Annotated in this window: 10 protein-coding genes and 1 pseudogene; 8 read left to right on the top strand and 3 right to left on the bottom strand. The window is 44.9% G+C overall.

What is annotated here, in order from left to right; all coding sequences use genetic code 11:
• The first annotated feature begins 472 nt into the window (after window positions 1-472).
• Complete coding sequence (locus B9T16_RS21070; RefSeq protein ID WP_410245686.1) at window positions 473-916, top strand: T3SS (YopN, CesT) and YbjN peptide-binding chaperone 1; 444 nt, start codon at window positions 473-475, stop codon at window positions 914-916.
• Window positions 917-1,029: 113 nt separating this feature from the next.
• Here the strand turns inward: B9T16_RS21070 and B9T16_RS21065 are convergent, their stop codons facing one another.
• Entirely contained in the window at window positions 1,030-1,836 is an 807-nt protein-coding gene (locus B9T16_RS21065; protein WP_410245685.1) for a COP23 domain-containing protein, read from the bottom strand.
• 139 nt (window positions 1,837-1,975) lie between these two features.
• On the opposite strand from B9T16_RS21065, the gene crtR reads away from it, so the two are divergent.
• From crtR to lepA, 4 genes are all read left to right on the top strand, one after another.
• Window positions 1,976-2,881 (top strand): beta-carotene hydroxylase, encoded by a 906-nt coding sequence (gene crtR, locus B9T16_RS21060; protein WP_014277520.1) that lies wholly within the window; start codon window positions 1,976-1,978, stop codon window positions 2,879-2,881.
• 9 nt (window positions 2,882-2,890) lie between these two features.
• The gene (lepB, locus tag B9T16_RS21055; RefSeq protein ID WP_410223021.1) at window positions 2,891-3,484 is read left to right on the top strand and encodes a signal peptidase I; all 594 of its coding nucleotides are present in this window, start codon (window positions 2,891-2,893) and stop codon (window positions 3,482-3,484) included.
• Window positions 3,485-3,649: 165 nt separating this feature from the next.
• Window positions 3,650-3,973, top strand: coding sequence for a DUF1825 family protein (locus B9T16_RS21050; protein WP_152088618.1), 324 nt, complete (start codon window positions 3,650-3,652; stop codon window positions 3,971-3,973).
• Between the two features lie 193 nt (window positions 3,974-4,166).
• A complete protein-coding gene (gene lepA / locus B9T16_RS21045; RefSeq protein WP_410245684.1) occupies window positions 4,167-5,981 on the top strand; it encodes a translation elongation factor 4 in 1,815 nt (604 codons plus the stop codon).
• A 46-nt stretch (window positions 5,982-6,027) separates the two neighbouring features.
• On the opposite strand, the gene B9T16_RS21040 is transcribed toward lepA, so the two are convergent.
• Both B9T16_RS21040 and B9T16_RS21035 read right to left on the bottom strand, forming a co-directional pair.
• Window positions 6,028-7,503 carry an MBOAT family O-acyltransferase gene (locus B9T16_RS21040; RefSeq protein ID WP_410245683.1) on the bottom strand — a complete coding sequence of 492 codons (1,476 nt, stop codon included), beginning with the start codon at window positions 7,501-7,503 and terminating at the stop codon, window positions 6,028-6,030.
• Between the two features lie 102 nt (window positions 7,504-7,605).
• The gene (locus B9T16_RS21035; protein WP_317269168.1) at window positions 7,606-9,336 is read right to left on the bottom strand and encodes a glycoside hydrolase family 10 protein; all 1,731 of its coding nucleotides are present in this window, start codon (window positions 9,334-9,336) and stop codon (window positions 7,606-7,608) included.
• Between the two features lie 241 nt (window positions 9,337-9,577).
• On the opposite strand from B9T16_RS21035, the gene B9T16_RS21030 reads away from it, so the two are divergent.
• From B9T16_RS21030 to B9T16_RS21020, 3 genes and pseudogenes are all read left to right on the top strand, one after another.
• A complete protein-coding gene (locus tag B9T16_RS21030) occupies window positions 9,578-10,090 on the top strand; it encodes a hypothetical protein (protein ID WP_006616475.1) in 513 nt (170 codons plus the stop codon).
• Between the two features lie 284 nt (window positions 10,091-10,374).
• On the top strand, window positions 10,375-10,566 hold the full coding sequence (locus B9T16_RS21025; protein WP_006616474.1) for a hypothetical protein: 192 nt from the start codon (window positions 10,375-10,377) through the stop codon (window positions 10,564-10,566).
• 63 nt (window positions 10,567-10,629) lie between these two features.
• Window positions 10,630-10,816: pseudogene (locus B9T16_RS21020) on the top strand (recombinase); the annotation flags it as partial.

Here is a 10,816-nt window from a genome sequence, read left to right as displayed (position 1 = left end):
TCTCTTCGCAATTATTAAGGAATCGTTAAGATTTCCGATTTTGCGTTTTGACCTTGAGTTCCCTGCCTTGTTTTGTATATTTCTATACCAAACTTTGGGACATATAAACAGTTGTGGGATGGTCAGGGTATGAGTTCCTTATATTTCACCAAGGGGTGAAAGTCACACTAGGAAGTTATTTCAGGCATTTCAGCCTTATTTGATTCCTAAACGTCTCGCACCATTGTGTTTAATATACCACAACCAGAGCGCTGAAATCCCGGATTTTCCGTAATCCAAAAGGATTTGGGCTGAGTGTTAGTCAAAGTGGCCACTTGTCAGATAGAGATCATGGTTGCCTTGCTGTTGCCTTGTCGGGATATGATTTGTTGGTCGCCATTAATACGCACTAACACTAAAAAAGTTGTGGTGAGGAGATTCTGGCACAACTGTTTGGTAAAACTATGATCAATATACTGAAAGGGAGAAGCCGATGAAATTCGAGAGTGCTATGCAGGAAGCCTGTTATGAGAAAATTACTACTTGGATGAGGGAACTTTACGGTAAATTTCCCTGTGCCAGACCGGATGTGCCGGGACTGGCTCTGTTTATGGGATCAGCGCTGGTGGAGGTGTTTGTTTTTCCGTGGGGAACAGATGAGGCAATTATTAACACTCGTTCCTATGTGGTGACGGGAACAGAACTTACCCCAGACCTGATGCGGTTTCTGTTGCGGGAAAACAGCAATATGCGGTTTGGAGCCTTTGGCATTGATGATAATGGTGATGTTCTGTTCGAGCATACCATCGTGGGTTCAACCTGCGACAAAATAGAACTGGAATCTTCGGTAAATGCGGTGCTAGAAATTGCTGATGATTATGATGACAAAATTGTGGAGCGTTGGGGAGGAATGCGGGCTTTAGATCGGATTCGCTAATATGACGCTGTGGGCTAACGCTCCCCAAACACTCAACTTTCAAAACCTAATGGGTAACTTGTTGGCATCGAGATCGGACCCCAAACCCCCGTATTTTGGGGGTTAAGGGGTTCTTAGCGGAAGAAACGGCGATTCAGGCGATTTCCAGTGCCACCGTCTGCGGGGTCTAGGAAGGGTTTTAACAGAATCCCTTGGGAGCGATTAGACGAACTCCTGGGAATGATGCCTTCGAGTGTACCAAGGGTTGAGCGTTCATTGACCAATGTCACAACGCCCTGGGTACTCTGTCCGCTGTCAGCAATTAACAAATTCTGAAAAATGCGATCGCGGACGATTTCGGCACTTTCGCCAGCCGGAACCGTCAGGACAATCCGACATTGAGGGATATCTTCGGTAGTAGCACAAACAGTGTTGTAGCCATTTTCTACAGCGGTCTGTAAAGCCACCAACCCATCAGGGCGATAGGACTCCAGACGGCTACTAATTTCCTGACAGCGACGTTGAGGAGTCCAACCGCCTCCCATTTGAGCAGGAACCGCCCAAGGGAAGCCTTGAGTTGGTTGGCTGACGGGATAATACATGACTGTGTATTGACCGTTGACCACTTCACAGCGAAACCTGGGAATATTGGAGGTTTCTGTTTCTACTTCTACCTGAGGGATGGGAACTGTCTCTTCTTGCTGGGGAGGAATAGAGGTTTGTGTAGGGATTGGTTCTGGGTTTTGGGGAAAATTAATCCGAGGAAGACCGAGTTGGTCGGTAATCTGAGACCAGGAAGGACTAAAATGGCGATCGCCTATGGACAGGGGCCTAGCTGTGGCCGCCCCCTGATTGATTACCAGAGGCATAGCTAAGGATAAGCTGATCACCCCGAAAATGGGGGAAAATTTACGCCAACCAGACTTGAATTGTGTAAACATGGAATTTTTTTCCTCCTTCAGGTAAAGTAGTGATATTTTCTTAGGCAAAGTTGCAACTCATTTTGTTTACAAATATTTACAGTTGCTCAGGACTCGCGTAAAATATTCAGGTGTCAAACTTCAAGGAGTGCAAACGATAATGTCGGAGGGCCAGAAGCTGCTGACGGTTCCGAAAGATTTCCTAGTCCCGGAAGGGGGTTTAAATATAACCCTCCTTATGTTCTTAGGGGCTATTGCGATCGTCATTAGTTCGACTCTAGGTTACTGGTGCTGGCACTGGCCTCATTGGTTCTGTTTTGTGTGTAATGTACTAGCCCTACATCTAGCAGGGACAGTAATTCATGACGCATCCCATAATTCTGCACACCGCGATCGCACCCTGAATGCGATTCTAGGACATGGTAGTGCTTTAATGTTGGGTTTTGCCTTTCCCGTTTTTACCCGGGTCCATATCCAACATCATGCCCATGTTAATGACCCAGACAACGATCCTGATCATTTTGTTTCCACAGGGGGGCCGTTGTGGTTAATTGCGGCCAGATTTTTTTATCACGAGATTTTTTTCTTCCGGCGGCGACTGTGGCGCAAATATGAGTTACTGGAGTGGTTTTTAAGCCGCATGGTAGTGGTGGGAATTGTCGCCCTAGGGGTTCACTATGATTTCTTGGGCTATATTCTCAACTTCTGGTTTACTCCGGCTTTGGTGGTAGGATTGGCTTTGGGGTTATTCTTTGACTATTTGCCCCATCGTCCCTTTCAAGAACGCAATCGCTGGAAAAATGCCAGGGTTTATCCTAGTGCGATCCTCAATATTTTGATTTTGGGACAAAACTACCACTTGATCCATCATCTGTGGCCGTCAATTCCCTGGTATAAGTATAAACCTGCCTACGAAGCGACTAAACCTCTGTTAGATGCGAAAGGGTCTCCCCAAACCTTGGGATTGCTTAATGGGAAGGACTTCTGGAGTTTTATGTATGATATTTTCCTAGGGATTCGTTTTCACCATCACAAATCGCCTAAGTTATCTAAATCAGAGGACTGAATCAATAAGATGAGATCCCAGGACCAAAAACCCGAACCCAAACCCGAAACCAAGCCATTACCCCCTGATGAAACCACTAAAGGGGGTAAGTTTCGCGAAAATTTGGTGATTCTGGCGGTGGCTTTGAGTCTGTCGTTACTAATGCGCATTTTTGTGGCTGAACCCCGTTATATTCCGTCGGATTCAATGTTCCCGACTTTGGAAATTGGCGATCGCTTAGTGGTAGAAAAGGTTTTATATAGATTCAGTCCTCCCAAATTTGGGGATATTATTGTTTTTACGCCACCTGGACAGTTAAGGGTTCAAGGCTACACCAAGGACCAAGCATTTATCAAGCGTATTATTGGTAAACCAGGTCAACTGGTGGAAATTCGCGGCGGTAAGGTTTACTTAGATGATAACCCGATCGCAGAAGAGTATATCGCGGAGCCTCCTGAGTATGATTGGGGACCGGATTTGGTACCTGACCAAAAGTATTTTGTCATGGGAGATAACCGCAACGATAGCAATGATTCCCACATATGGGGATTTTTACCCCAACAGAACATTATTGGTAGGGCGGCTTGGCGTTTTTGGCCTTGGGAACGATTAGGGCCGATCTAAGAGAAAATTTGTCTATAAGGATTATAGCCGGAGGTGGTACGGCAATTGCGACCCTTGGGGGGTACAGCAGCCAATATTTCGATGTTACAATTGTAGACAAAATATAGGAGCAATTCCTGGGTTAAGGAATCGCGATCGCCTGTTGTATAAAAGATTTAACCAATTATGAGTTTCTTTGAATCTGAGATTGTACAGCAAGAAGCCAAACAGTTATTTGAGGACTATCAGTCTTTAATCCAACTGGGAAGCGATTATGGGAAATTTGACCGAGAGGGCAAAAAACTGTTTATTGAGAATATGGAATCGATGATGGATCGTTACCGTGTATTTATGAAGCGGTTTGAACTGTCTGAGGATTTCATGGCTCAGATGACTATGGAACAGTTAAAAACTCAACTGGGTCAGTTTGGGATTACCCCTGAGCAGATGTTCCAACAAATGCACATGACCCTAGAAAGGATGAAATCGGAACTGGAAAAACAACCTTAGATGGTTTATCGAAAAACTTGAGCCTCAGAAAATGCTGTATCTGGCATTTTGGGGGCTTATTTTGTCCGCTACAAGGCTATAACCGGATTTTGGTTTGATCAGTTGTGGGTGCGATCGCTACGGTCGCCAATTTTTTGTTAAAATACGTTAAGCACCCATCCTCCCACTGACTGGTTTTAAAAAGTTACCCCTTATGACTAACGTTCCTGTAACTCGGATTCGTAATTTTTCGATTATTGCTCATATTGATCATGGTAAGTCTACCTTAGCCGATCGCCTACTTCAGCAGACCGGGACTGTGGCTGATCGCCAAATGAAGGAACAGTTCCTAGATTCGATGGATATTGAACGGGAACGGGGGATTACCATCAAACTCCAGGCGGCTCGGATGAATTATACAGCCAAAGATGGTCAGCAATATGTTTTGAATCTGATCGATACTCCTGGCCATGTGGACTTTTCCTATGAAGTATCCCGTTCTTTGGCTGCTTGTGAGGGAGCGCTGTTAGTTGTGGATGCTTCCCAAGGGGTGGAAGCGCAAACTCTGGCTAATGTCTATTTAGCTTTGGAGAATGATTTAGAAATTATCCCAGTTCTCAATAAAATTGATTTACCTGGGGCTGAACCTGAACGGGTAGCTGGGGAAATTGAGGAAATTATTGGTTTGGACTGTTCCGATGCGATCCGCGCTTCGGCTAAGGAAGGTATTGGTATTGAGGAGATTTTGGAGTCTATTGTTAAATTAGTTCCGCCTCCCAAGGATACGGTATCGGAGAAACTGCGGGCGTTGATTTTTGATAGTTATTATGACAGTTATCGTGGGGTGATTGTCTATTTTCGGGTGATGGACGGGACGGTTAAAAAAGGCGATCGCGTCCGTTTAATGGCATCGGGTAAAGAATACGAAGTTGATGAGTTGGGAGTATTAGCGCCTACTCAAACCCCGGTTGATGAATTGCACGCCGGGGAAGTTGGCTATCTGGGTGCTGCGATTAAGGCGGTGGAAGATGCCCGGGTTGGTGATACCATTACTATGGCGAAAAATCAGGCGGATAGCCCTCTCCCTGGATACACAGAGGCTAAACCGATGGTATTTTGTGGGTTATTTCCTATTGATGCTGACCAGTTTCCCGACTTACGAGAAGCCCTCGATCGCCTCAAGTTAAATGATGCTTCTTTGTCATACGAACCCGAAACTTCTAGTGCTATGGGGTTTGGTTTCCGGTGTGGTTTCTTGGGGTTACTACACATGGAAATTGTCCAAGAAAGATTGGAACGAGAATATGACCTCGATTTAATTGTAACTTCTCCTTCTGTGGTCTATAGGGTGACGACTAATACTGGGGAAGTGCTGATGATTGATAACCCCAGTAAATTACCCGAACCTAATCACCGGGAGAAAATTGAGGAACCTTATGTGCGGGTGGAAATGATTACCCCAGAGACTTTTGTGGGTACTTTGATGGAATTAGCCCAAGGTCGGCGGGGTGATTTTAAGGATATGAAGTATCTGACTATGGGGCGGACAACTCTGGTTTATGAGGTTCCTTTGGCTGAGGTGGTGACGGACTTTTTTGATCAAATGAAATCGCGATCGCGGGGATATGCCAGTATGGAATATCATTTTATCGGCTACCGTCAGAATCCTTTGGTTAAGCTGGATATTATGATTAATAAGGATACTGTGGACTCCCTGGCGATGATTGTTCATCGGGATAAAGCCTATAATGTGGGACGGGGAATGGCGGAAAAACTCAAAGAGTTGATTCCTCGCCATCAGTTTAAGGTCCCTATTCAAGCGGCGATCGGTTCTAAGGTAATTGCTAGTGAACATATACCAGCTTTGCGTAAGGATGTTTTGGCTAAGTGTTATGGCGGTGATATTAGCCGTAAAAAGAAATTACTCCAGAAGCAGGCTAAGGGTAAAAAACGGATGAAGGCTTTGGGGTCGGTGGATGTTCCCCAAGAGGCTTTTATGGCGGTTTTAAAACTTAATCAAGATTCCTAATTTCTGGGGGTGTGGTTGGGGTATCACTGGGGGGGAGTCCTGGGGCTTAAAAGTCAAAATAAATGTAGGGTAAACCACCTTCTGGGGCTAATAATAAGACGGCGAAAAAGCAGAGGGGAATTAAAATTAACTTGATGGGCCAGTTGAGTTGTACTTTTAAACCCCGTCGAAATGCGGTGGCGATCGCCATGGCTATGATTACCCCAATTAGAATCCTGACTAAATCAATTCTTTCAACTCCTAAAGCCTCCACATAAACTAGGTGGGCAAATTGAATATCGGCGCGGGTTCCCCAAAGGTTTTGCACTACCCAAAATGAATCCTTTAAGTCAGGAAGTCTGAAGAAAATCCAAGTCCAAAAAACCATTAATTGGGTGATAAACCAACTGATAATTATACCTGGAAAAGTTAGCCAAATCCACTGTATTGATAACTGTTTAGATAGGGTATCTGTGAGTCGATGAATAACTAAAGCTACCCCGTGTAATACTCCCCATAAAATAAACCCCCAGGCTGCGCCGTGCCAAATTCCGGCAATTAACATGACAATTAGTAAGTTGAGACAGGTGCGGGTGAGTCCAACCCTTGAACCTCCTAGGGGAAAATAGAGATAATTTCGCAGCCAGTCCCCTAGGGTGATATGCCATCGTCGCCAAAAATCGGCGATACTGGTGGTAAAGTAGGGAGCATCAAAGTTTTCTGGTAAGTTTAATCCTAGTAGTAATGCTGTACCTCTGGCTAGGTCTACATAGCCGGTAAAATCTAAATAAAGCTGTAAACCATAGGCGACTGTAGCCAGCCATAAGTCGCCACTTCCAGCCCGTTGTAAGTTTTCAAAACTTAGGTCTACAAAAATACCAATGCGATCGGCAAAAATTCCTTTTTTGACTGCGCCCATAGCCAGCAACCATAAGCCATCTGTGATTTTTTCTGGTGTGGGAAATTGCAGGGTTTGAAATTGATTTTTGAGATGATGATAACGGGTAATTGGGCCGGCAATGAATTTGGGAAATAAGAATTTATAGCTGGTAAATTCTAGTAAAGAATTGGTGGGGGGTGCGCCTCTATATACATCTATTAAATAGGCGATTATTTCAAAGCAGAAAAAACTCAATCCTAAAGGTGGTACAATATAGGACTGTACCCAAACGGCTGCATCTTGAATCTGATTGTTATTGAATGTACCGCCAATGATATTGAGCAGAAAGGGAATATATTTAAAACCTAGTAATAGTAGGAGGTTTATGATAATTCCAATCCACAATAAAATCAGGCGGCGACGGTTAAAGGAACTATTAGCAATTTGCCAATCTTCTAAAGGTTCACCAATGGAGAGCGCTAAACCAAAGTTAAAGAAAATGCACAGTAACAGCAGGGGTATATATTGAATTTGTAGGGAGGCATAAAATATTAAACTGGCTGCTAATAGTATGATTAATCTGCCTTTACGCCAGGGTGTTAGCCAATAAATCAGGAAGACAAAAAACAGGAAGATAGCGTAATCGGTGGATATAAAAGTCATAAATAGGGAAGTGGGAAGTTGCCATAATCAAGGCGGGTTGTCTGGTAAGGGTCAACGGTGACCAATTCAGTGAATTAACCCGCCTATTGATGAAGTTAGAAATTAACTAACATTGACGATCGCCTCTGAACTTTCGTTAGCCATGCGATCGACGGCTCGGAGGGCGTAGGTTCCTGGTGAGACACTGACGGCTGTGGTATTGCGATCGATGACACGCACCAACTGCCAACCATTGGTAAACTGCTGGTATAAAGCCCAAGACCGGATATCATTATCAGGAGATGGATTCCAGGAAATCATCCCCGAAGCAGCTTGTAAACCCGTTGGGGGTTGTGGTGGTTCATTATCTAGCCAAGGCATAGACGGCGGCAGGGCGGGAGTTGGGTAAACAGATGATTTAAACACCTCATTAACGCCACTTTGATTATCCCGAAACATCTTCATACTAAAAAAGATATTTCCCAGGGAAAGTTGATTAGCTTTTTGGCGAGAAATTTGGACTTGTCGCTGAAACTCAGATACAGGCCAACCATTAGCCAATTGACTGAGAAAGTTGCCCGTATAAATATGGCGTTGGAAGGGGTTATTCCGTACCCACCAATCCAATAACACCGGATAACTCTGTTGTGGGGGGTCAATGCGCCAATAGAGTTGGGGAGAGAGATAATCTAACCATCCCCTATCCATCCATAATTTGACATCAGCAAAAATCGCCTCATATTGATCCATACCCACAATTCCGGGAGCCTTTCCAGGGCGATAAATACCAAAGGGACTAATCCCAAATTTGACATAGGGCTTAACTTCCTTAATCCCCTGATATAGGCGGAATATCATCTGATTGACATTATTTCGCCGCCAGTCAGCCAGGGAGAGATTACCCCCAGCGGCTCGATAGGCGTTGTAGGTTTGTCCGTCTGGGAAAGGAATTCCGGGTTTGGGATAAGGGTAAAAATAATCATCGAGGTGAACCGCATCTATGTCGTAGCGCCGGACAACATCCATAATCACGTTATAGGTGCGGTCTTGTACTTCTTTGGCACCAGGGTCCATCCAAACTAGGTCGCCGTAGCGGTAGGCGTATTGGGGATAAACGGCAGCCATGTGATTGGGTGCAAAAGGACCCCTTTCTGAACCCATGCGGGCGCGATAGGGATTAAACCAAGCGTGGAGTTCAATATTGCGCTTGTGGGATTCTTCAATGGCAAATTGTAGGGGGTCATAGAAGGGATTAGGGGCTTCCCCTTGTCTTCCGGTGAGCCAGGTACTCCAGGGTTCAAGTTGGGACTGATAGAAAGCATCGCCGGTGGGTCTAATTTGCAAGACTAGGGCGTTAAGGTTTAATTCCTGCATCCGGTTAAGGATAGCTAGGAGTTCAAATTTTTGTTGGGCTACAGATAGATTTGATGCTGAGGGCCAGTCAATATTAACTACGGAGGCGACCCATACTCCCCTAAATTCCCGTTGATGGGTGGGTTGATTGGCTTGGGGGCTGTTACTGGCTGTTTCAAAAGGGTTTGGGAGGGGAATTTGGCTGAGTTCAAAATCGAGCCCTACCTGGGTTGGGGTTGGTTGGGGTTGTGGGGGGTTGGTAATGGCGGAAATTATGCGATCGCCTGCCGCCGCACAGTAGGCGTGGGTTTGGCTAAGGACGAATCCGAGAATCAGCCCACATACCCAAATGCCGATTTTTCTCTGGAGGCTGGTGATGGGTTTAACGGTGATAGATTCCCGGTAGCCCCTAAATTTTCCGAGGCGGCGCGAGTCGTTGTTGGATGTCATAGATGGATCTTGAGCAGATAATTTGGTGATTATTTGAGTTAGGATAAACAATTTATCAGATTTGGCCTTATAGTGGCTACTGGCTATGGTCCGGCGATCGTTAGGAATCCTGAATAAATAGATATCCGGGACAATAGTTTGGTTCCAGTAATAATATCAGTTGATATCTGAGGTAAAATTTGCTAGAGTTCCGAGATACCTCTGGCAAAAGTCTCAGGAATTTGGAATCCTAGGGCAATAGCCTGTAGGATGGCTCGGCAAACCACTAGGTGATTTTGAGGAGATGAGTTTAATGAAGTCTAAACTGTTAGGTGGGCTGTGTGTGCTGATTACAGCATTCATGCCTGTCAAAGCCTTAGCCCAAATTGGAGTTCCCACGACTCCATCAGATTTTGATATCAGATACCAGCGACCAGATCCGCAAACAGGCAGAGTTACTCCCCCCAGATACTACAGCTTGCCCGATTTGTCTTATCCTCTGAGGACTCTCCCGGCTGCTTTCCGCTATCCGATTATGTATGAATTAGGAGTTAACCGCAACATCAGAAGTGATGCAGTGATCACCGATGAAGTATTTATTCCTAATCTCCCACCAATTCCTGCCGGCATTACCCTAGATAATATTCCCCGCGTCCGCGCTGAATATACCCGCCGGGTTGAGGAATGGGGCGAACGGGTTCAGGAATGTAAGAGACTTGATCCCCTGATCATTAAAACTGATACAGGAAACCCAGTGTTAATTAATCAACGTTCTGCTGGCAGAATTCTTCTGAACGCTAACAATATTTCTGTTTGTCCCAGATAACAGCATCAGAGATTATCGGTTGTTGCTCAGATATTGTTGCTAATCCCCTCTTGGTATCAAGATGGGGATTATTTGTATTTGGGGCCGAAAATAGGTCAAAATTATGCCACCTATGGCGACTGGAAATATTTTGAGCCATAATTGAATGATAATCGTGTTTGCGCGTGATTTTTAAGGGTCCGAAAATTTGAGAATTCATGAAACTATGACTCCTAGTTAGTCCCTATAAGTGGCACAGGCAACTGCGGAGTCTGCCCAAAAGTCCTATGTCAACTTAATCCATTATGATATTCTCCAATCAAATCCAGGTTTTATCTGCTGCTTATTCGTCTCATCGAGTTAAACGTCAGTTAACCGGACCCCTGATGACCCCGGATAGTCCATTATTGGCTTTGTTTGAAGCCGGCTTAGATGGGATGGTGATAGCAGATAACTTGGGATATTACCTGGATGCTAATTGCATAGGTAGCCTATAACCCCTATTCTACCGTTACTTAGGTGTTACTCAAAACCATAGCAGGATAACAAGTGAGTAAAAAATGAGTAACGCTACTGATACCCCTACAGTAGGGGGAAAGGGTAACTATGATGAGAGTTACGCTAGATTCTTGAAAGCCTATCAAGACTTTAAAGGGGAATGTCCCAAAGGAGTGACCCTCAAACTACAAAAGTCCGGGGCTAGGTACAATCTACTATTGCAGTTTAAGCAACAATCTACCGGGAAAC

The organism is Arthrospira sp. PCC 8006, from assembly GCF_046480465.1.
Lineage (GTDB): Bacteria > Cyanobacteriota > Cyanobacteriia > Cyanobacteriales > Microcoleaceae > Limnospira > Limnospira platensis.
The sequence above is the reverse complement of the archived record's forward strand: the minus strand, read 5'-3'. Positions and strand labels throughout refer to the sequence as shown.